Below are 21,463 nucleotides of genomic sequence, written 5' to 3'. Positions count from 1 at the left end.
GTGGCATGCCGCGACACGCGAGCTGGCCGCGTTGCCGAAGGTCGCCTGCGCCCGCGTTTGTGCCCGCAAGCCGTTGCCGTGCATGACGTGGCTGCCGTCGAGCCCTACTCGCAGTTTCTACTCCATCGATCAGCCGTCCGGCGATCGACCAGCCCTATCTTGAGGACGTCACCATGCTCAGCGTTATCTGCGAATCGCCCGGCGTACTGCGCCACCAGGACAGCACACCGCCTCGCCGCGCCCCCGGCGAAGTGCTGCTGCGCGTCAGCCGCGTGGGAATCTGCGGGACCGACATGCATATCTACACCGGCAACCAGCCGTACCTGCAGTATCCGCGCGTGATGGGGCACGAGTTGTCCGCCATCGTCGCCGAAGCCGAACCTGGCGCACACGTCGCACCCGGTGACGCTGTCTACGTGATGCCGTATCTGTCGTGCGGAACGTGTATAGCGTGCCGGCAGGACAAGACGAACTGCTGCGTGAACATCAAGGTGCTCGGCGTGCATCGCGATGGAGCGTTGACCGAGTATCTATCCGTGCCCGCGCAGTTCGTGCACAAGGCCGAAGGCGTGACGCTGGACCAGGCGGCCATGCTCGAATTCCTCGCGATCGGCGCCCACGCCGTTCGACGCGCCGATGTGTCGGCCGGCCAGCGCGTTCTCGTCGTAGGTGCGGGTCCTATCGGCATGGCGGCGATGTTGTTCGCCAAGCTGCGCGGCGCGGTCGTCACCTGCCTCGATACGCGCGCCGACCGTCTCGCGTTTTGCGCGGAGCACATCGGCGTGTCGACGGTGACAATCGGGCCGGCCGACTCCGCCGAACTGTCGGCGCTCACGGACGGCGAGTTCTTCGACGTCGTGTTCGACGCGACCGGCAATATCAAGGCGATGAATCGTGGCTTCGAGTTCATTGCGCACGGCGGCAAATACGTACTGATCTCCATTGTGCCGGGCGAAGTGACGTTCTCCGACCCCGAGTTTCACAAGCGCGAAGCGACGCTGCTCGGCAGCCGCAACGCCACCGCGCAAGACTTCGAAACCGTGTTGGAGGCGATGCGCGCGGGCCGCATTCCCGACAAGGCATTGAACACTCACCGGATGAGTCTTGCCGACGTGCCTACCGAATTTCCAAAGCTGATGGAGCCGGGACAGACCGTCGTCAAAGCGCTGGTCGAATGTTAAGACGCAACCGCCGGAGCAGTTCCAGATGACGCAACCGATTCTCCAATTCGGCACCAGCCGCTTCCTTCAGGCCCACGTCGCGCTGTTTGTCTCGCAGGCGCTGGAGCGCGGCGACGCGCTCGGCGGCATCAGCGTCGTGCAGACGACCAGCAACCCCGCGAGCGAAGCGCGCATTGCGGCGCTGAACCGCCAGGGCAGTTATCCAGTCATGATTCGCGGCAGGCAGGACGGCGAGATCGTGGACAAGGTCATTGAATGTCGCGCCGTGCAAGCAGCATGGATCGCCGACCGAGACTGGGCGACAATCCGCCATGCCGCGATCCACGACGTACGGGTGATCGTGTCGAATACCGGCGATGCTGGCTACCGGCTCGACGAGCGCGACTCGGCCGCCCTGCTCGCCCAGCCGGAACAGGTGCCGCGCAGCTTCCCCGCCAAGCTGCTCGCCCTGCTGCACGCACGCTGGAGCGTGCGTCCGGATAGCGGCGTCACTTTGCTTCCGTGCGAACTCGTCACGCGCAACGCCGACACTCTGCGCGATCTGGTGATTGGCCTCGCGAAGGACTGGCAGCAGCCCGCGCTGTTCCTCGATTACCTGTCGCAGCAATGCATATGGGTGAACTCGCTTGTGGACCGGATCGTGTCGGAACCGTTGCAGCCTGTGGGCGCAGTGGCCGAACCGTATGCGTTGTGGGCCATCGAGCGACGCAAGGGCATGGAGCTGCCCTGCCTGCATGAAGACATTGTCGTTACCGACGACTTGCGCAGCTACGAACAGCAGAAGCTGTTCTTCCTCAATCTGGGGCATACGTGGCTCGCCGATCAATGGCTCGCTCAAGGCCGAAGCGCCACCGAAACGGTAGCAGATGCGATGAACGATGCGGCGCTGCGCGAGAGTCTTGAGGCCGTATGGACGGAAGAAGTGTTGCCCGTGTTCGACGCAATGGGTTTGCGCGAGCGCGCCGAGGCTTATGTCGCGAGCGTGCGCGAGCGGTTCCTCAATCCGTACCTCGATCACCGCCTGTCCGACATTGCCGGCAATCATGTCGAGAAGGTTCGGCGGCGCATCGTCCCGCTTATCGGCTTGGCCGATTCGATGGCCGTTGCATTCGCGCAGACGCGCTTGCGCGACCTGGTTGCGCGACATGGGCTCGCCATGTCCAGAGGGACGGTGGATGCGCGGTGAAGTAGTGCGTCGAAGTGACGGGTCTTCCATCGGGCGCTGACTTATTGCCGCCCTATGCCCGCGGCATGCAATTTTGGTCCGCATGCTCGTCCGGCCGAACCGTGGGGCTCAGCTAGCTAGTTGCAGCCCTGCATCCGAAAGCCTCCGGTCTCGAAAGCCCCCGGCCTCCCGTGACAATTGTTCATAAACTGCCGAAATGGCCGCCGCTACACTGGGCTCGTCGCTCCAAGGCCGTGCGCTGGCCGAGTCCCGAGCCGTATTGAGCGGATCTTTCTCAACCGTCTCGACTGCAAACTTCCATGCCGCTCGTTCATGGCTTGCTGTGCACTTCTAACGCAGCATCCGAGAAAACCGCGCGCGAATGATCAGCGCTGAAGGCTCAAGCCAACGTAACCCGGAAGACAGAAATGGCTATTCGATCCGCAGTTGCACTCTTAACGGGGATACTCTGGACCTTCGGTTCGGGGACGTCGAGTTCGAAAATCAGGCCGTCGGAGGCTATATTAAATGGGCGCGCGCGTGAAACCGCCCGTTTCAGGGGCGAGTAGCTGACGAAGCCACGCCGCCATACCGCGAGGTAAAGCAACGCATACCCGACGCCAGGGTATATAAGCTGCAACGGGACGAGTCGTTGCGCTCACAGTCGCCTCGCGATGAACACTTGCAGGAGCGCCCTCGCAAATACGCGCAATTCTCCGGTTAGAATGACTCCGGCCAAGGAGCTGTTGCGAACTGTCGCGGGCCACGTCCTGCTATGAATAAAAGCCAATCACGGCTGTCCGATACCGGCACCTAACGTAATGCCCTGCTCATCCTTCGATTTGTCCGTTCCACTGCTGCAGCCGCTGCTGGCCTTTCTGAAGAACGCCTTGGCCGCGCAGCGCAAGAATAACCCTGAAGCGCGCTCCATCTGGTTAGAGGCGGCATCGCATCTTTACGATCTCGACCACGGTTCAATTGGCTCTCTGGCGGTGACGTTAGGCCAGCAACAGCGGCACGCAGAAGCCGTTGCACTAACCAGCGCAATGGCCGAGCTTCAGCCAGATAATGCGCAGGCAAACTTCAATCTCGGCTATGCGCTGCAAGTGGCGGGCAGGAATCACGACGCGCTCGAGCCGTACCGTCGCGCATTAGCGATCGATGCCGACCTTGCGCAGCTACGCAACAACCTTGCCGTGGCGCTCAGAATGGCGGGGGGCGATCTGACCGAAGAAATCAGACTGCTCGAAAGTGCGATAAAGGCCAACCCGCAAGACAGCAATCCCTGGATCAACCTCGCAGGCGTGCGGCGCCTCGCACTCGACCTTGACGGAGCGTTGCAAGCAGGCGCCATGTCGCTGCAGATTGCTCCCGACAGCCCACTGGCATTGAACAACTACGCCCTTGCGCTGAAAGAGGCGCAACGGTGGGACGAGGCAGAACGCTACACCAAGGCAGCATTGGAACGTTGCCCGGACGATGCCTCGCTGCGCTTTAATCTTGCAACCTTGCAACTTCTGCAAGGCAACTACGACGAGGGCTGGCAGCTACACGAAGCACGTTGGCACGGATCGTCCGAGATGCGCGGCAATCGCCCAACCTTCTCCCGGCCGCAATGGCAAGGTGAACCGCTCGACGGTAAGACGCTGCTTGTCTGGGGCGAACAAGGCATGGGCGATCTGCTCCAGTTCTCGCGCTACATTCCGGCGCTGGCGGCGCGGGTCCATAACGAAGGCGGCCGCGTCGTCTGGAACACGTATCCACAGATGCAAGCGCTTCTTCATCGCAGCCTCGGTGCGCACGTCGACGAATATGCCTGCGGTGGCGATCTCGACAGTCTGCCCAGCTTCGACTACGAGATCGCACTGCTGAGCGTACCGCTCGCGCTCGGCACGGGCGCAGAGACGTTTGCTTCGGCTGTACCCTACCTGCGGCCCGACCCCGCCGCTAGCGCGGTGTGGCGCGACCGTCTTAACGCAGAGAAAAGGTTCAAGGTCGGGCTAGCGTGGACTGGCAGCGCAGGGCATCAACGCAACGCGTTTCGCAGTGTGGGCTGGGAACGATATGCACGCGGGCTACATGATATTGACGGCGTAGCGTTCTACTCATTGCAACCGGGCGCTGCGAATGACGTTGCGGCGATGCGCGCCGCCGGTCTTGCCGTCACCGATTACACAGATTGGCTCACGAGCTTCGACGACACTGCCGCGTTCGTCGGCGAACTGGATCTGGTCATCACAGTTTGCACGTCAGTAGCCCATCTGAGCGGGGCCATCGGTCGGAAAACATGGGTGCTTCTCGACACGAATCCCCATTGGCCATGGTTGCTGAACCGCAGCGACAGTTGCTGGTATCCCACTGCCACCCTGTACAGGCAGCCGACGTTCGGCCGGTGGGGGCCGGTCCTCGACCAGGTCGCACAAGATCTGAGCGCGCTGGCATCGCGATCGAACCCACCAGCGCACTAAAGTTTGGTCAAGGCGTCGACATTCCGCAGTGAGCGGACGGCCGTGACGCAGCCATCGCCGTCATGTCGACAGTGCAGCCGCTCACACGCCGTCCGCCCGCAACTGAACAATGCGCCAGAGTCACCGTGGGCCAAAGACAGTGATTGTCACTCGCCTGTCCGCTTGCAAGCATGCGATCACCGCCGCACTTTCACCGTCCGGGCACTGAGTGACTGGCTGACTCGAGCCGACGCCCGTCGCGTGAATCACTTGTGCGTCCAACCCATGACTGACCAGATATTGACGGACGGTCTCGGCACGCGCGACCGAAAGCGCATGGTTCACGGACTCGGGTCCGATACGGTCGGTATGGCCGACCACCTCGATGTTGGTCAGCTCGTCGTGCGTGCGGATCTTTGCGATGGCCGCGTCGAGTTGCGCGCGACCTGCCGGCAGCATGGAGCCCAGGCTCGACTTGCCAAACGGAAACAGCGCTTCGCTCTGCATCGAGAACGACTCGAGCGGCGGTGGCGCGACTTTCTTTGCCACCTGAGTCTCCGAGGCAGAAGCCTTGACCATGTCGGCACAGGCTGGGTCGCGCCAGTAGGTATTGCTGACTTTCATGTCACCGTCGAACTGCACCTGATACTGGCAACTGACCACCTCGTTACCGCGACGGAAATTGAACAGATAGTTCCATACATGGTTACCGACGAACCATTCGTGAAAATGCGGCGGCCCCAGTAGTTCGAACATCTGACCTTTGTTCAGGCCTTTATCCACGTTCCGCAGATTGGCAACATTCACAAAGGTCCCGTGAGCCGGCGTCGCCGCCTCGGGGTCTGGAAACTTCGGCGGAGTTTGAGGGGTCGCGCATCCCTGCAACGTGAGCCCGGCAACCAGGGCCACCAGCAAAGCGATAGAAGTTTGAAATTTCATGTTCACGCCATTCGTCTAGTGTTGGGACAGGCGGCCGCGCAGTCGCGCGGCACCCGGACCGTCGCACGGTCCGTCAACGCCTGCCTGGAATTGCGCCTTTCACTACCACTGATAGCCGGCACCGATAACCGCGCCGTAATCGTTGCGCGTGTTCGTCGTCACGGCCGCCTTGTAAATCCAGTGATTGTTTTCCGAGATCGTTGAAATACCGAGCGCCTGCCCTGACTGGCTGCGATACACGCTGGCCGCAATCGAGACCATGCTCTTACCCGGTCCGGACGGTTGCGGCAGCCCGGCCACCGCCATTGCGCTCGCTGTTCCACCGTCGGCGTCGCGCCGGAGGCCTTGCAGGCGGCTGTCCGTATAGCTGTTCGCCTGCGCTACCGCATTGCCGACCGCGGAGTTCAGTTGCTGCACGTTGACTCCGTCTGTCGGTGCCGTGCCCGCAGCCACGTTGGTGATCTGCCGCGACGTCGTTGCGCTGCCGATCGAGACGACGTTCGTGCGGCCGTCATCGTTACTGCCGGCACCCAGCGCGACCGAACCCTGACCGGATGACGTGGCGCCGGAGCCCACCGCGGTCGAGCTGTTGCCCGCTGCATTCGACCCAGTGCCCGCAGCCGTGCTGTTGGAGCCCGATGCCACTGCGCCCTGGCCGCCCGCAGACGAATTCGAGCCGGTCGCCGCGGGTGGGGTCGTCGTCCCCGTCGATGGGAATCCGCCGCCACTGTTTTGCGTCTGATTGTTGATCAAGTTCGTCAACTGCTGATTGACCGCCTCCAGCTGGCTGACATTGACCGCGTCAGTTGCCGCAACGCCCGCAGCGACCCCCGTGATCTGCCGGTTACCGATATTCACCTCGCCGACTGATGACTGCGGCGTGCTGAGTCCATAGCCGATGTAGTTGCTCACCGCGCCCACGGTCGTTACAGAACCGGCGCCCAACGCAACGCTGTTGGCCAAAGATGCGGTAGAGCCTGCACCGAGTGCCAGCGCGTTCAAGCCAGAGCTTTGCGCGCCGGAACCGAGGGCGATGGCCGCCGCGTTTGTCGCGCTTGCGTTTGCGCCTTGGGCGATGGATTGCGCACCGCTCGCAGTCGAACCGCTGCCGACAGCGATCGCGTCTGCCTGATAGGACGAGGCGGCCTGCCCGATGGCAACACCGCCCGGCGCGGTGGAGTCGACCAACGCACCATTTCCGATGCCTACGCCGTTATCTCCGTTCACGACCGTCGTCGGTCCGACAGCGATCGATTCCGCACCCACGGCCAGAGAGTCGGCGGCTGTCGAGTTGGCGTGAAAGTACAGTGTCCCCGTCACGGCAAATGACGAGAGCGCTCCCGTCAACTGACGGATGGTGACCGCGTCCTGCGCCTGAGTGCCGTCGGCCACATTCGTAATCTGGCGATAGGTGTTGGTCGTCGCGTTCCCCACGGACACCGCGCCGAGAAGTGTTCGGTCAGTGGTGTTGAACGGGATCGCGGCGGTTCCGGCAGGGATCGTTCCTGTCCCGCTGAGAACCGGGCGATCGGATACCGCTCCTGAGCCCAGCGCGACACCAGTCGCAATGGACGCCACTGCCTGCGGACCTATCGCAACGCTGTCGGTCGCAAGCGCCTGGCTGTCCGCAGCGGTCGAGTTAGCGTGGAAATACTTGATGCCGCCGCCATTGACCGCGCTGGTGAGGTTGGTAATGTTGGTGTCGACTCCTCCAAGCGCATCGCCGACATTGTTGTAGGTCGAGCCCTGGATCGTATAAGTCGGTGCCGAGATGCCCGTTCCCGGCGTATAGGTTGCCCCGCCTCCCAGGGCGCCGGCCACTGTCGTTCCAGTCGCATTGCTCGCACTGGCGACCGAGAACAACTGCGAGCCGTTGATCGCGTCCGTAGAAGTGGACGAGACCACCCCGGCAGCTACGTTCTGTATCTGGCGCTCTGCACCGCCAGAACCGACGGATAGCACCGAAACAGGCGAAACGCCCGCTGCGACCCCGCCTGTCAGGTCGAATGCCCCGGTATGAGGTGCGGCCGACACTGAGCCGGAGCCCAGCGCGATATCGCCGGCATTGGCGGCAATTGCGTTCGTTCCGAGCGCAATGCCGTTGACCACGGTTGCGCTCGAAGAGTTGCCCATAGCAATCGATCCGGCACCGGTCGCGCTGGATGTGTTGCCCATCGCAATCGAGCCTGTACCTTGCGCGTTATTCGTATTGCCGATCGCCACAGCGCCGGTTCCGTTCACCGTGTTATTCGAGCCGAGACCCACCGCACCGGTACCGGCGACCACGTTCGGATCGCCGATAGCGACCGCGCCGTTGCCGCTCACTGTCTGGCCCTCCCCGATCGCTACCGCACCGATCCCGCTCTGCACGCGCGAACTGTGGCCCATGGCAACGGAGCCGGTACCCGCAGCCGCCGCAACGACGTTGCTGTCGCCCACCGCGACAGTAGAAGCCGCCAGCGCCTGCGATGTATTACCGATTGCAGTTGCGGCAGCGGCAGTGGCTGCCGCATTCGGGCCTAACGCCGCGGCGCTGCCTGCACTCGCTGTCGCTCCACCGCCCATTGCCACGCTCGTCACCCCGGAGGCCAGCGAGTTGATGCCTACCGCACTGGAGTTATCGCCGCTTGCAGCTGCACCAGGGCCAATAGCAACAGCCGAAATGCCGGACGAGACAGCGAGATTGCCCATCGCAATGCCGAACAGAGCCGACGCCGATGCCGACGAGCCGATGGCGATCGAGCTCGTGCCGCTAGCACTTGACCGGTAGCCCAATACGCTCGAGTACAAGCCGGACGCCTGCACACCCACGCCAATCGCCGACGAATTGTCACCGCTGGAAGAAGCGAACGGCCCAACGGCGACACTCGTGGCGCCTGATGCGTTTGACCCCGGTCCATATGCGGCGGAGTTGCTCCCCAGCGCACGCGACGACGTGCCGTACGCTGCGGAACCGGTCGCCGAAGCGGTGGACAGATAGCCCATTGCAGTGCTATTTGTTCCGGCGGCGAGCACGTTGGCGCCCACCGCGGTTGAACCGCTGGCCGACGCCGACGTCGCACACCCTATAGCGACGGCATTAAAGCCGTTGGCCGTGGTCGTGCCAGTGCAACCCGTGCCCGGAATCTCGACATACTGCGCAAGTGCATCGTTGGAAATCAGCGCGCTGCCGCTGAATGCAAGCGCGACGGCTATCGATACTTGTGCCAATGACCCGCACGGTTTCCCCGCATGGACTGCCGTGGCGTGGCGCGGGAGCCCGTCACATAGGTCAAGCAAAAGCTCTCCCTTGCCTTTGCCGCGTGTCTTATCGCGTTCCGACGCTGCAACGAATGCACCAACCGATGCATTCCAAACTGTGCGGTAAATTTTATTCATGGATGACCTGCGTTGGTAATGACGCGTTTTTCTTCAAATTCATCACTTACTACCGATGGATCTTCGCCTGATAAACAGGAAATCTTCGTCAGCGCAATTTATGCGACGTAAAAAGCGCCTTTTCCTCTTCAGCAAATGACACTGAGAAGCCAACTGACAAGCCGGCGAAACGATCTAAACGTTAATGCGCCGAATGGGCCGGCGCTGCCATCGGCCTGCTCTATACCGTTTCTCCGAACAGCCGTTACAAATCGGCGCACCGGAAAGCGTTAAAAGTCGGCGCTAATTCCGATCTGATGGATAAAACAATCACCTCATCCTTTTCGATAAGACTTATCAGATGCGAAACACAGCGTAATAGATCGTAAGCAGCGAATTCTGAACAATTGTCACGGAAATGTGACACGGCTGATGCAGCTCGCACTTCATGCACGAATCCGGTAAACGGTCAGCGGCGCTCAATGCAGCGCAGCTCGGGAAACTGGGGGAAGTTGGCGAACCGGTGGAATAAACAGCGCTCAGGCAGGCGCCGCCCAGGCGACTATCCTGGGCTTGAAGCGTCCGAGCTTATGGTTGCTGCCGCGAAGCATCCGCTGAAGGAGCTTTCGGTATGAGAACGGTAAAGGAGGTACCGTCCTCGGGACAACTGCGGACATGAATTTGTCCGCCTAGCGTGTCAACGACGCTTTTAACGAAAGCGAGTCCAAGGCCATGACCGGGGCGCTCCCTATCCTCGCCCAGCCTGACGAACTCCTTGAAAAGCTTCGGAATATGATCCGAAGGTATGCCGATACCGTGATCGATCACCACGACTTGCCAATACTTTCCCTCGTCGCCGGTGACGACTTCCACTGTCGCCTTTTCCGGGCCAAACTTGATCGCGTTGCTGATCAGGTTGGCGAACGCTCTGCGCAGCAGTGAAACATCGGCTAACACCAGCATCCCCGGCGCTGCATCGAGGCGGACGGTCGTCCGCTTGGTACGCGCGTGCGGCCAAAGATCGTCGATTGCATCTCCCAGCAGGAGCGCCAGATCCAGAGTGACGAGTTTGGGCGGCCGGCTCTCGGCGTGCGCGAGGAACAGGAAGTCGTCGGCCAGCGACAGTGACGACGATGCGTACTGCCCGATCAGCTCGGTAAACTTCTGGTCCGGGATGTCGGACGGTATTTGCCGCCGATGCTCCACCAGCGAAAGGATTGCGGTCTGGGACGATCGCATGTCGTGCGACAGGAATCTCAGCGTGATGTCCCGCTGTCGCTCGGCCATCCGCAACTGGGTAACGTCGGCAATATGGAAGACCAGGCCTCGGGGCGAACCGGGGGCACGATGTATCTGCCCGCATTTGATAAGCAACGACCGCCCAGCGCCGTCAACTATTTCGATTCCCTGGTCCAGTGCCGCGGCGCTCTCCGACCCGGCCTCGCTATCTGCCGATAATCGTTGTAGCGCATGATCGACGAATGCACTCGCTCTATGTGACGATGTCAGGTCTCGCAGTACATGCGCCACGTGGCGGCCAGCGATATTTCCCACGGGCGGCGACGACCCCGCGCAGAAAAGCAAAGCTGTCCTGCGATTAGCCGTGACCACCGCACCTGACGACAACGTCACGAGGGTCGCCTCTGGGAGGCTGTCCACCCAGTCCGAGATAAAGTGACGGTACCGGCGCATGCGCGAAACCACCGCTTCGATCTTGGCGATCTGACGACTCACGGGATCGGGTCCGGACCTTCGAAGCGGTACGTCGTCGGGCAAAAACGGCTCGTTCTCCGCCGCGGAAGCTTCAGTTCCAAGACAGCGCATCAGTGCTTCCTGGCGGCGCCACGACCATAGCGGATAGGCAACGGCACATGCGGCGACGGCCGAACTCGGGAACACGAATACGTGCGAAGTTCGGAGCAGCACGAAGGCAATGAGACAGGCCGCAGCAGCAAGCAACCCACAGGCGACGAGGCTGGCCCTCGGCCCTAACACCAACAGGCTGCAGCATAGCAAAAGGACCACGCAGATATCGAAGGCCAATTGCCACGCCGCTGACGCCTGCCGTATCAGCCCACCGCTCGCCAGTGCCGTCGTTGCAGTCGCCAGGAACTCCGCGCTCGTTACCGGGTAGCGGGCATTTTGCGGACCCACCATGCGCGCTCCGGCGAGACTCGAGGTAGCGCCGATGATGACGACAGCGCCCTCCAGTGCGAAAGCAGGAACCCGGTCCTGGATGAGATCGATCAACGACACGACATGAAACGCGCGTTGTTTCGGAATCGGCAGGAAGCGGATGCAACCTCCGGCCCAATGGCCGATTTCATGATCCGGATAAAAGTCGCAGGTGGCCGGGTTCATGCCGCTCGCCCTGAGCAGCGATACGCTCATGTGCTCATAGGCAGCGCGAGCATTTCCCTCTACGAGTTGGAGTCTACGGATCACGCCGTCCGCGCCGGAATATGCGTTGACCTGAGCCATTCCATAGCTGGCCGTTGCAATTGTGCTGACTGGCAAAAAGGCGTCGACGTGGCCGTTTACTGCGGCGGAAAAGACCGGCGTAATGACTCTCGCATTCCTGGTCATTGCCTGCGCAAGCCGCTCGTCTCCTCCCGCTTCGATTCTTCCCTGGTGCGTCATCGCGACGTCCAGCCCTACGGCAGCGACGTGGGCCTGCGTCAAACGATCAATGGCGGCAGCATAGATGCTGCGCTTCAGCGGCCAGCCCCCAAGCGACTTCAGGGTTGCATCGTCCACCGCGACCAGCACTACTTTTCTTTCGGCGGGCCGCTGCAACGATGACGTGACGACATCCAGAAACGACAGGTCGACCCGGCGCAATGCGTTCGTGTACTCAGATGCCAGACAGATGGTCGCAAGAAGAGCGCAAACGACGAGCCAATCGCGCAACGTGCCAGAAAGAAAGTCCGAGGCAATGCGTGACATCTGAATTCAGGTTCCTGAATGAATTCCAGCTTTTCATCGTGAGAAGTTCATCCGCTGCAGCGACGCACAAAGCGGATTGCCTGCCGATTCCGGGCCCGAATGGGTAGCGCAGGCACTGGTTGCGCCGGTCAATCTAATCGAGAGGCTCGGTACTCATCGCCCTTTCCGTCACTTCATCCAGCCGATATCCGAGCGTGTAGATGGAGCTCAGTCGCAATCCGTTCTCGGGTGTGAGTGACAGCTTCTGGCGGATACGGTAAACGTGAGTATCCAGGGTTCTGGAAGAGTCGAGCTCGCGCCCCCAGGTGCTCACACACACCACCTCGCGGGTAAGCAGTTTCCCGATATGAGTGAAAAAGAGCGCTGCCAACTGAAACTCTTTGCTCGTCAGCTCAATTGGTGTACCTCGCAGGGTCACTGTCCGGTTGCGCGGGTTAAGGACATAGTCCCCTGCACGCACAATTCCCGTTTCGTCCATTTCCGCCCTGGTCCGGCGCAGTAACGCATTCACTCTCGCGCCCAGTTCGGCAAAGCGGAATGGCTTCACGACGTAGTCATTCGCGCCGGCCTCCAGGGCAAGCACGACGTCCACCTCGAGTACCTTGCTCGTGAGAAAGAGGACCTGCGGTGTTGAACCCAGGTTCGCCCGAATCCAATGAAGAACCTCGAAGCCGCTCATCTTGGGTAGTTGCCAGTCAAGAACGACCAGATCGACCGTCGCAGATCTGAGAAAGCGAACTGCCTTTTCCCCGTCATCGAGGATCAGAATCTGATGCCCAGACTGCTCTAATACTTTCGCTGCCGCGCCCGCGTGAACGGGATCATCTTCTACGATCAATACGCGCATCGCTTTTCATCGGTGGTAGTAAATGGCCGCAAGCGTTACCGCGCCCTGTGAGGCCGCTGCGTCGCTGGAAACACACAGGATCTGGTACCGGTTTCATAAGATGATTATCAGATATTAAGTGTAAACATATCGAAAATTGTGACCAATTGTCACGGCGGGGAACTTATGGGCTTCGTCTGGCATAATCGTCCAACTTGTGGGCATCTCCGCCGGGCACGCAAGGCCGCACGCCAAGCGCCCGGCTGCCACGCGGCCGAACAGTTCAGATTTGCGGTTCGTGCAGGTTGCGCGCCTGGCCAAGTCCGCCAAACAAGATTCCATTTGTGAAAAATTCACCTTTCGTAGCGGGCGTGGCTCTATGATTCAAAGGCCAGGGCAAACGGGGCGCGGTTGCCTTGCCCTGGACCACGGCATTCACAAGGTTCGCGAGCCGCAGGCTCAAAGCGAACCTTTTGCCGGCGTTCGTGACCGGAACGCGTGATAGAAGAGTGCTTCCGCTTAGAGCAGGCCGCGTTCTGATACTTCTGACGAGCCGCCAAAGGAAGTGACTGGGGCGACGTTCCAGTCATCCAATGCTTCTTCTGCGCGTGCCCTTGCACTTACTGCCCCTCCTGAGAAAACCATTCAACGGCTTGCGAGCTGTCAATCGGCCAATTCATCATGGACATAAACCCCGAGCCGGCATCTGCTTCTCACATTGTTGCTGATATGGAACGCGCACTGGCGCGTGGCGAATTTTTCTTTTTATATCAGCCGCGCGTTCTCTTGCCTGAAGCGCAAATCTGCGGCTTCGAAGCTTTGATGCGTTGGCGTCATCCGTCGGACGGGGTCCTCGAGCCATCCAGGTTCATCAGCGTTGTCGAGGATTCGCGGCTGGCGGGCGCCTTCACCGATTTTCTGCTCGCTGGCGCATCGGCAACGTTGGCGCAGTGGAAAGCGCGAGGGCATGACTTCCTCACATTGGCGGTGAATCTTTCTGTCTCCGAGCTATCGAGACCGGACTTGCCGTCCAGGCTCAACCAGCTGCTGCTCGACCATCAACTCGCTGCGGACCGACTGACGATCGAACTGACAGGAGTGGTCGAACCGGCGAGACTGAACTTTCTCGAGAACGCGATCAATGCTGTGCGAGCCACAGGTGTAAGAGTGGCGTTGGATAATTTCGGTGCCGGTTTCGCGTCCTTGACTCTCTTGCATCAGTTGCCCGTAGACATCCTCAAAATGGATCGCTCTCTAATCAGGGATGTGCCGGACCACGGAGAGGCGCGTTGCATTCTGGAAACGCTGGTGCGGCTCGGCCAGCGTCTCGGCAAGCACATTGTGCTCGAAGGAGTCGAGACAGAGTCGCAGTATCAATGGGCTCGTGAACAACCGCACGTCGAGTGCCAAGGTTTTTATCTATCGAAGCCGCTTTCAGGTGACCGCGTTGAGGCACTAATCGGTCAATCGCAAGGCTTGGGGCTCGTTAAACGCTCCTCACAGTCGCGCGACGCGACGTGATGTGCAGCAACGCGGGTTTTCTTTTCCGTTGGCTAGTCGATATCCCTTGCACTTCGCAATTGCGATCACACAGTTCCTTCTATACTGCCAATCTTCCATTCCTGGAATATTTGGACCATGAGCGCCGTGACTCGAAAGCTGGACCGGATCGACATCGCCATTCTCAATGAACTGCAGCAGAACGCTCGCATAACGAACGCCGAACTTGCCCGCGCGGTCAATCTGTCGACTACGCCGTGCTTCAATCGCGTGCGTGCGCTCGAAAAGCTCGGTCTCATCAAGCAGCAGGTGACACTGCTGAATCCCGAGCCGTTGGGCCTGCGCATCAACGTGTTCATTCAGGTGAGTCTGGAAAAGCAGGTGACGCAGGCGCTGCGCCACTTCGAGGAGGCTATCGACAAGCGCCCCGAGGTGATGGAGTGTTACCTCATGTCGGGCGACGCCGATTATTTGCTACGCGTAGTGGTGCCGGACATGCCGAGTCTCGAGCGCTTCATTCTGGAGCAGTTGACGACAATACCGGGTGTCGCCAACATCCGCTCGAGCTTTGCGCTCAAGCAGGTGCGCTATCGCACGGCGTTACCTTTGCCGGCAGCAGGGCTCACGCTGAGTCTGGGGGATGACGAGAACCGGGAGTGACATCGCATGCGATCTCCGCCCTCTTTTGCAGGCCGCCCCGGCCGCACTGCTCCTCACGAGTGGACACGGAACCTGTCGATGTCCTTGTTGCCCGAAATCCATTTTGGGCGCCGGCCGCGGCCGCTCCATGTATCGCCCGTTTCCGGATTCCTGTACCGTACCGGGCGACTCTCTTTGGGCGCAGCCCGAGGGGGCTTCCTTGGTCCCCGCCGCAGTTCTTCGAGCGTGATGTTGTAAGCCGCCATCTTTGACTTGATTGCCGCAATCACCTGCACTTTCTCGGCCACCTTGTGAACGTGTATCGTGTTCTCGATATCGGCGAGCTGCGCCTGCAGAATTTCCCGCTGTGTCTTGAGCGTTTCGAGGTCTTGCATGGTGGATGCCCCTTCTGATCTGTTGTTCACTGGCCGCCCGCCGGTCACAGACTTCCACTGAAATAGTTGAACGCACTGCTAAAGTCGGTTCTCGTGATCTCGGCCTCGCCGGTTTTCTGCAGCACGACCGCATTGTTTCTGACGAGCTCGAAAACGGGCCGCCCCGGCGCCGACGGCATGCTGACCTCGTTGACTCCCTCAACAAGATCGAAAACCGCCCTATTGGCACCGCATGTCACTGTCAGCGTCGCGCGTCGTGTCATGAATGCGGTGACATGGATTTGCGCGGTCAACGCAGTGGCCGCACGGGGCGGCACGGCAGACGGATCGGTCATTGCTCTCGCCAGGTCCGTCGCCAGATCGACCGGGTGCAAGCGGTAGAAGTAATAGAGCGCGTCGTTTTCAATTGCCGGACGCACCCCTGTCTTGAACCACTTGATGTAATACCGGCTCGCATCGAGATACGCGGTGTGATTCAGAAGTTCTCCGAATCTCGCGTCATACACGCGCGCTTTCAATGCCGACCCAATCGGCGCAACATAGGTCGACTCGGCCCAATCGTTCCATGTCACGATCTGCACCCAGTTGGCGCCGGAGTCGATGGCTGCCCGCCACTCCTTTGCCATACCGCTGAAACCACCCGTCTCGAACGCGCGATAGTTGGTGCCGCTCGAAAGACCTCGGTAGTACGGAGTCACGCTCGTCATCAACGTCTTGCCAATACGTTTGAACGTCGACGACAGAAGCATGGTGGAGCGGGCCACAACGTCGGGCGGTGCAGCCGCGCCGAAGTAGAAATAGCCGTCGGCGGAAGTGGACCGGGCGGCAATCTCGGCGGCTTGCTCTTCGCCTATTGTCGCCTCTCCGCTACTTGGCGAGAAGTGCGGGATAAACCACGCGCCGAGGCCATTCGCCTCGCGCATCAACGTCTCGCAACGCCCGGAGTCCCTGCCACCCAGTCCGTATGCCGACACAACGGTTTTGCCGTCTTGCTTCAACTGCGCTTTCTGTGCACTCGTTGTGCGGACGATATCGGCAAGTTCGTCCTGCGCCTTGCCGTCCGCCGACACGAATAGTTTGAACGCACCACCAAAGCGCTCCGCCGCCCGGTACATTTGCAGCACGCGCGCTTTGTACAGCGGCTCGCTGACGCTCCACCCTCCGCAATTCAGCGCGAAACCGTCAATGCCTCGGGCCATTGCCTCACGGAATTCCGCGGCATAGTCGTCTACGCTCGCATTCGGGCCGCCTTTGGGCCACGCCACCATGTAGTGCGCGAAAACATAGCGCATTGCCGAGGGCTGCGCGTGCACCAATGCCGACCGGCCCGGCAGCATCGCCGTGAGCGCCAACCCTTTCAGCAGGTTTCGACGGTTCATACGTTCTCACCGTTGTGGAGACGTTTTCACTTATGCGCAAGCCGTTGTCGGTTTGGCGCGGATTCGGGTCGACAAAACAAGCACAATGGCGCCGGCGAGTGCAATACCCGAAGTCGCGCCTATGAGGCCAAACACATACGACAGCGCCGATACGAAAAGAAGCGACGCCGCCACTTCCAGCGACGAAATTCTCACAAACGAACGCCTGTCGATCGAGAACACGTGCAACGAAAAGATCCTGCAGACGAAAATCACTCCTGCACCAAGGAATGCCGCAAACAGAAAGCCGAACTGTGCGACAGGAGCACCGAGCAAACTGGTCGGAAAGAGATGAATACGCAGCGCAATCCAACTGCTCAATGTCAACAACGCTATCGCGATGGCCGATCCCGCGAGTGCCGCCGCGGCACGCATGCGAAGCAACGGCGCAATCGCGCGGGTCAGCTTGCCGCTCACGACGAGCGCAAATGCCTGACCGCTATTGAACGCGAGGTTGTGCACACTCTTGACGCCGCGATAGAGCGCGGCGGCAGACGGCCCAAGAATGAACGTGACAATCATGATGTCCACGTGTTTCGCGCCCGAGAAGATTGCATTCGAATACCAGCTGCCCAGAATTTCCTTGCGATTTTCGCTGAGGAACTCGCGATAGCGAAAGGTCCACAGATTAAAGCGCTCGGCATTCGGATAGGAAGCGAAGTCCGCCGGACGCGCATTGCCGCCGCGCGCCGTCGCCAGATAGGCCAGCAGCAGCATCGCGCCATACGCGGCTTCTACAAGCAGCAGGAGGTCGGGCAGCATAGGCCTAAGATGCTGCACAGCGATCACAAACAGCACGACACCGACGCGGCTCAACGCGGAGATTGTCGAAACCAGGCAGACCAATCCGCTGCGTCCATAGAGCCTCAGCACGCCGAGCGAAAAGTGCGAAAGGCCATAGCATGCGGGCGCGGCAATCAGCGTCCAGACATAATGCGGCTCGGCGAACAGGCCGGTTCGCGCAAGCCATCCGGCAAGGGAGGCGAAAACGATGGTCGAACCGGTTGCGCTCGCAAAATCGAGGAATATCAGAGTCGACACGCGCGAGCGGATTCGCTCGACCGTGAAGATGCGCGGCGACCCGAAATTGAACAGGTCAATAGTCACGTAAAAGAAAGCGAGCAGCGCGTACGATTTGCCGAGCCAGTCGGGATCCAGATGGCGCAGCGCCACGGCAACCGCAATGAAGTTGCCGAGCGCCGGCAGCGCGGACGCAAGCACCACATAGAGAAAGTCCTTTTTCATCGCTGCGAGACCGCCTTGAGTTCATCGCAATAGATCTGATATTGCTCCTGCAGTGTCGAGAACCGAAACCTGCCTGCGATTGCCCGCTGTCTGTCTGCCTCGCTTCGCCTGAATGCCGGGTCTGTAGCCAGTCGTTCAATGCGTTCACACAGAGTATCGACATCGCCTGGCTCGATAAGGCTCTGCTCGTCCAGAACCTCGCCGATTCCGCCTACTCGCGTTGCAACTACAGGAACGCCGAGTGCCATTGACTCAAGCATTGCGCGCGGCATGCCTTCCTGAAACGAGGGCAACACGAAGAGCGCGTGTTGCGCCACTCGCTGGCGCACTTCGTCGCCGTCCATTGCACCGGCGAAATGCACCGCGTCTGCCACGCCCTCTTCCTGCGCGAGGCGCTCGAAGCGCTCGCGCAGCGCACCGTCGCCAATCAGGGTGAGACGCACGTCGAGCTTGCGTGCGCGCAACCGTCCAATGGCGCGTATCAACGGGTCATGCCCTTTGCTTTCGTTATGCATCATCGCGACATTGACGATGCGAAAACCGACCTGCTCGCCGACTGTGGCGACGTGCGTCCGCTCGAACATCGCATCCGGCAGATACACATCGCTGAACCCGAAGCTGCGGTCGATCCGCGCTGGCGGATAATGCTGCTGCAATGAGCGCGCGGTGACGTACCGCACGGTTTGCGCCCGGCGAACCGCGTGTTGGGTGGCCCAGCAATGTACGCTGCGTGCCACGCGCCTCAACGGATGGCTCGACGCCGCGTCGCTGAAATAATCCGCAGGGTCAGCGACGACTTCCGCGGAAAATGGCTTTCCCGTCAATTTGCAGATCAGCATCGCGAGCATGGCAATATTGCCTGGAAAACGGATCAGCAACACATCTGCCCGCCTGACGACGTGATAGAGGCGTTGCAGCAGGCGTGGAATGCCGAGAACGAGCGCGCCCGCACCCCGATTGGCGCCCAGATCGACGAATGCGGCCTTCGCGCCAGTCACCCTTTTTCCCAGCGCTTTCGCGGTGGGAAAAGAACGCGCGGCAATGTTGACTTCATCAAAGCTCTGCGTGAACCTCACGGCAAACTGCTCGTAGCCCATATGCGGGCTGTAGATCTCAGTTCCGACGCGCGAGAAGTTTCCGTCCATCAGCAAAGTGATCGAAGCGTTGTACTTCATGTTTGATGTACTCCACCAGTTCGTCGTAACGGTTTGCCGATGCCTTATCGAGGCTGTTCCAGAACGGCGACGGATCGTTTCTCAGACCATCGACCACGTCGGCCACCTTCTGCGGGTCGAAGTCTCCCGCATGAAACACGTAGTCGTCTATCCCGAGATCGCTATACGCAGCGTGCCCCTTGCGCTCATACGACAGATGCACGCTCGGCACACCCGCCAGCACGCTTTCCAGACTGCCGTGTAGCCGCACCGATACAATGATGGCGTCGCGCCTCTGCACAATATCGCGCAACAGGGTCGTGCATTCGACTCCGAAAGTGCGCCGGTAAAAGACGTCGTCGCTGTTGCCCCGGCCGGAACTTTGCAGCGCGAATTCAGCGTCCGGAATCAGTTCAACAAGGCGTTTGATATTCTTTAGATACACGTCGGAATACGGCTTGCCACTCAGGTCGCGAAACACGAAAAAGACCTTGCGGCGTGCCTGTGCGCTCAGCGCAGTGACGGGAATCTGCAGGTTCCTGCCGATTTCCAGCACGACAAGGTCGCCGGTTCGCACGCCTTTGCGGTGTTGCAGTTCCTCGCCGCTCTTGTCGTCGCGCAGAAAAATAGTGTCGACGTGCCGGCGAATCAACGCCTTGAGCACGAAACCGGAGAGCCCCCGGAATGGGCCGACGCTTTGCGGCAAGTAGACAGTTCTGCTGCTGCGGCCGCCGAATGCGGTTCCGGCAATCTGCGTACCGTGTGCGATCAGCGCCTTCCACCCTTCGCTGAAAGTGCCGGACCTCAGATAGCCGCCGCCCACGCCAAAAAATATCGCTGGGCGCACGGAGCCGATACGTCGCACGATTCGCGACACGAATTGGGAAAGCGACACGAGTTCCACGTTGCTGTCGTCGAGGTAGCCTGCGAACGCTGCCTTGTCCAGACAGACAACGGTAATTGGACCCCGTATGCCAGCGGCGCGAATCGCCCGCAAGCTCAGCTTCACCAGCAAGCCATCGCCGCTATTGCGCGGACTGTACGCATGCAACAGGAAGACCTCAGGCGTTCTCATAGCAGCTCATTAGTGATTTGAAGAAACGGTCGGCACGAAAAGCGTGGTCGAACACATGCCGTGCGTTGGCGCCCATGCGGCGACATTCCTCGAGAGACAACGCGTTGAGTTGCTCGGCAAGACATGCACCGCTCAGCTCCCGCAACATCAGCCCGTTGTAGCCGTGAATGACCTGCTCCGGCAATGAGCCCTCGCTTGACACCACCAGCACCTTTCCGGCCCGCATGGCCTCGATAGGAACGAGCGCAAGACCTTCCCACCGCGAGGGCACCACGATCACATCCATTTCCAGCATCGCGCGGCGTGTCTCGTCGGGGCCCACCCAGCCGTGATAGGTCACGCGCGGGTCGTCGGCGCGGACATTGACGCCGCCTCGCACCGCCGTGCCGAACACGTGGACATGCAGCCCTTCTCTTAGTAGCGGAATTGCATTAAGCAGAATGTCGAAGCCCTTCTGATAATCCAGTCTGCCGAAATAACCGATATGGATGGTCGCCGCCGGGTTTGCCGACACCGCAGCGGCTTCGATGGAACGCTCGCTCAGCGCGTCGGACGCTATGCCCGTATAGACAAGATCGATGTTGTGCAGACCGATGCGATGGCGCTTTGCAGCGCGAACTTCGTCAAACGACATACACAGAATACGCGTGCAACGATTCGACAACGCGCGTTCGACAAACGCAAACGCGTGACGCATAGCCGTAGGAATGTCCCGCTTCATGAACGACCATGCGTGGGGCGTGTAGAGAATCTTCTCCTTACCGAAGCGATTCAAGCGCACGTACAGGCCAGGAAAAGTGCTGTGGCAATGAATGACGTCCGCATTCATGTCGGTGAGCATGTTCTTCAGCCTGTAGGCAATAGCGGGAACCAGAACCGGGTTACGGCTCGACCGGTAGTGCACCACCATTATTCCGTCGACCCCAATATCGGCTAGCTTCAGGTTTCTTGGATCGCACAACAGAACGATCTCGTGCCCCATGTTTCGCTGCTCGATCATCAGCGCACGAACGTAATTCGCCACACCGCCGATCCATGTTTCAACCACATGTACGATCTTCATGTCGAACTCACCGAAGCAAAAGGGATAGTACGGACGCTCTCGCCTTTGCGGGGCGAAACCGCAGCCAACAGAAACCGGATAAAAAGCCAACCGACTCGAATACAGTGCAGCCC

Annotated in this window: 15 protein-coding genes; 5 read left to right on the top strand and 10 right to left on the bottom strand. The window is 60.2% G+C overall.

Annotation, left to right across the window (positions count from 1 at the left end; translation table 11 throughout):
• Window positions 1–173 precede the first annotated feature (173 nt).
• From JNB89_RS23945 to JNB89_RS23935, 3 genes are all read left to right on the top strand, one after another.
• Complete coding sequence (locus tag JNB89_RS23945; RefSeq protein WP_220363841.1) at window positions 174–1,181, top strand: zinc-binding alcohol dehydrogenase family protein; 1,008 nt, start codon at window positions 174–176, stop codon at window positions 1,179–1,181.
• Between the two features lie 25 nt (window positions 1,182–1,206).
• Entirely contained in the window at window positions 1,207–2,367 is a 1,161-nt protein-coding gene (locus tag JNB89_RS23940; protein WP_220363840.1) for a mannitol dehydrogenase family protein, read from the top strand.
• 800 nt (window positions 2,368–3,167) lie between these two features.
• Entirely contained in the window at window positions 3,168–4,814 is a 1,647-nt protein-coding gene (locus JNB89_RS23935; protein WP_220363839.1) for a tetratricopeptide repeat protein, read from the top strand.
• Window positions 4,815–4,934: 120 nt separating this feature from the next.
• Here JNB89_RS23935 and JNB89_RS23930 read toward each other — a convergent pair whose 3' ends face one another.
• The 4 genes from JNB89_RS23930 to JNB89_RS23915 all read right to left on the bottom strand — a co-directional run bounded on the left by JNB89_RS23930 (window position 4,935) and on the right by JNB89_RS23915 (window position 12,882).
• On the bottom strand, window positions 4,935–5,732 hold the full coding sequence (locus JNB89_RS23930) for an OmpA family protein (RefSeq protein WP_135892188.1): 798 nt from the start codon (window positions 5,730–5,732) through the stop codon (window positions 4,935–4,937).
• A 102-nt stretch (window positions 5,733–5,834) separates the two neighbouring features.
• Window positions 5,835–9,110 (bottom strand): YadA-like family protein, encoded by a 3,276-nt coding sequence (locus JNB89_RS23925; RefSeq protein ID WP_220363838.1) that lies wholly within the window; start codon window positions 9,108–9,110, stop codon window positions 5,835–5,837.
• A gap of 567 nt (window positions 9,111–9,677) precedes the next feature.
• Entirely contained in the window at window positions 9,678–12,035 is a 2,358-nt protein-coding gene (locus JNB89_RS23920) for a CHASE2 domain-containing protein (protein ID WP_220363837.1), read from the bottom strand.
• 133 nt (window positions 12,036–12,168) lie between these two features.
• A complete protein-coding gene (locus JNB89_RS23915) occupies window positions 12,169–12,882 on the bottom strand; it encodes a response regulator transcription factor (protein ID WP_218741334.1) in 714 nt (237 codons plus the stop codon).
• Window positions 12,883–13,542: 660 nt separating this feature from the next.
• Here JNB89_RS23915 and JNB89_RS23910 point away from each other — a divergent pair.
• Both JNB89_RS23910 and JNB89_RS23905 read left to right on the top strand, forming a co-directional pair.
• Complete coding sequence (locus JNB89_RS23910; RefSeq protein WP_220363836.1) at window positions 13,543–14,382, top strand: EAL domain-containing protein; 840 nt, start codon at window positions 13,543–13,545, stop codon at window positions 14,380–14,382.
• A 117-nt stretch (window positions 14,383–14,499) separates the two neighbouring features.
• Window positions 14,500–15,021, top strand: coding sequence for an Lrp/AsnC family transcriptional regulator (locus tag JNB89_RS23905; protein WP_013341070.1), 522 nt, complete (start codon window positions 14,500–14,502; stop codon window positions 15,019–15,021).
• A 53-nt stretch (window positions 15,022–15,074) separates the two neighbouring features.
• On the opposite strand, the gene JNB89_RS23900 is transcribed toward JNB89_RS23905, so the two are convergent.
• Genes JNB89_RS23900 through JNB89_RS23875 form a run of 6 tightly spaced genes read right to left on the bottom strand, consistent with a single transcriptional unit; the run spans window position 15,075 to window position 21,350 of the window.
• A complete protein-coding gene (locus JNB89_RS23900; protein WP_135892182.1) occupies window positions 15,075–15,395 on the bottom strand; it encodes an H-NS family nucleoid-associated regulatory protein in 321 nt (106 codons plus the stop codon).
• Window positions 15,396–15,439: 44 nt separating this feature from the next.
• Window positions 15,440–16,774: a glycoside hydrolase family 71 protein gene (locus tag JNB89_RS23895; RefSeq protein WP_220363835.1), complete on the bottom strand. Its 1,335-nt coding sequence runs from the start codon at window positions 16,772–16,774 to the stop codon at window positions 15,440–15,442.
• A gap of 30 nt (window positions 16,775–16,804) precedes the next feature.
• Entirely contained in the window at window positions 16,805–18,058 is a 1,254-nt protein-coding gene (locus JNB89_RS23890; protein WP_220363834.1) for a hypothetical protein, read from the bottom strand.
• Window positions 18,055–19,233 (bottom strand): glycosyltransferase, encoded by a 1,179-nt coding sequence (locus tag JNB89_RS23885; RefSeq protein ID WP_220363833.1) that lies wholly within the window; start codon window positions 19,231–19,233, stop codon window positions 18,055–18,057. Before JNB89_RS23885 ends, JNB89_RS23890 begins: the two co-directional genes overlap by 4 nt.
• The gene (locus JNB89_RS23880; RefSeq protein WP_220363832.1) at window positions 19,172–20,287 is read right to left on the bottom strand and encodes a polysaccharide pyruvyl transferase family protein; all 1,116 of its coding nucleotides are present in this window, start codon (window positions 20,285–20,287) and stop codon (window positions 19,172–19,174) included. The genes JNB89_RS23885 and JNB89_RS23880 overlap by 62 nt, the downstream gene beginning before the upstream one ends.
• Window positions 20,274–21,350 (bottom strand): glycosyltransferase family 4 protein, encoded by a 1,077-nt coding sequence (locus tag JNB89_RS23875; RefSeq protein WP_220363831.1) that lies wholly within the window; start codon window positions 21,348–21,350, stop codon window positions 20,274–20,276. The genes JNB89_RS23880 and JNB89_RS23875 overlap by 14 nt, the downstream gene beginning before the upstream one ends.
• Between the last annotated feature and the right edge of the window lie 113 nt (window positions 21,351–21,463).

Source organism: Paraburkholderia phenoliruptrix (genome assembly GCF_019511605.1).
In the GTDB taxonomy this organism is placed as follows: domain Bacteria; phylum Pseudomonadota; class Gammaproteobacteria; order Burkholderiales; family Burkholderiaceae; genus Paraburkholderia; species Paraburkholderia phenoliruptrix_A.
This window is presented reverse-complemented; position numbering and strand designations above follow the sequence as displayed.

Coding starts and splice junctions, on each gene's coding strand:
- JNB89_RS23875 (WP_220363831.1), bottom strand. CDS start 21,350: ATGAAGATCGTACATGTGGTTGAAACATGGATCGGCGGTGTGGCGAAT.
- JNB89_RS23880 (WP_220363832.1), bottom strand. CDS start 20,287: ATGAGAACGCCTGAGGTCTTCCTGTTGCATGCGTACAGTCCGCGCAAT.
- JNB89_RS23935 (WP_220363839.1), top strand. CDS start 3,168: ATGCCCTGCTCATCCTTCGATTTGTCCGTTCCACTGCTGCAGCCGCTG.
- JNB89_RS23910 (WP_220363836.1), top strand. CDS start 13,543: ATGGACATAAACCCCGAGCCGGCATCTGCTTCTCACATTGTTGCTGAT.
- JNB89_RS23920 (WP_220363837.1), bottom strand. CDS start 12,035: ATGTCACGCATTGCCTCGGACTTTCTTTCTGGCACGTTGCGCGATTGG.
- JNB89_RS23900 (WP_135892182.1), bottom strand. CDS start 15,395: ATGCAAGACCTCGAAACGCTCAAGACACAGCGGGAAATTCTGCAGGCG.
- JNB89_RS23905 (WP_013341070.1), top strand. CDS start 14,500: ATGAGCGCCGTGACTCGAAAGCTGGACCGGATCGACATCGCCATTCTC.
- JNB89_RS23890 (WP_220363834.1), bottom strand. CDS start 18,058: ATGAAAAAGGACTTTCTCTATGTGGTGCTTGCGTCCGCGCTGCCGGCG.
- JNB89_RS23915 (WP_218741334.1), bottom strand. CDS start 12,882: ATGCGCGTATTGATCGTAGAAGATGATCCCGTTCACGCGGGCGCGGCA.
- JNB89_RS23930 (WP_135892188.1), bottom strand. CDS start 5,732: ATGAAATTTCAAACTTCTATCGCTTTGCTGGTGGCCCTGGTTGCCGGG.
- JNB89_RS23940 (WP_220363840.1), top strand. CDS start 1,207: ATGACGCAACCGATTCTCCAATTCGGCACCAGCCGCTTCCTTCAGGCC.
- JNB89_RS23945 (WP_220363841.1), top strand. CDS start 174: ATGCTCAGCGTTATCTGCGAATCGCCCGGCGTACTGCGCCACCAGGAC.
- JNB89_RS23885 (WP_220363833.1), bottom strand. CDS start 19,233: ATGAAGTACAACGCTTCGATCACTTTGCTGATGGACGGAAACTTCTCG.
- JNB89_RS23925 (WP_220363838.1), bottom strand. CDS start 9,110: ATGAATAAAATTTACCGCACAGTTTGGAATGCATCGGTTGGTGCATTC.
- JNB89_RS23895 (WP_220363835.1), bottom strand. CDS start 16,774: ATGAACCGTCGAAACCTGCTGAAAGGGTTGGCGCTCACGGCGATGCTG.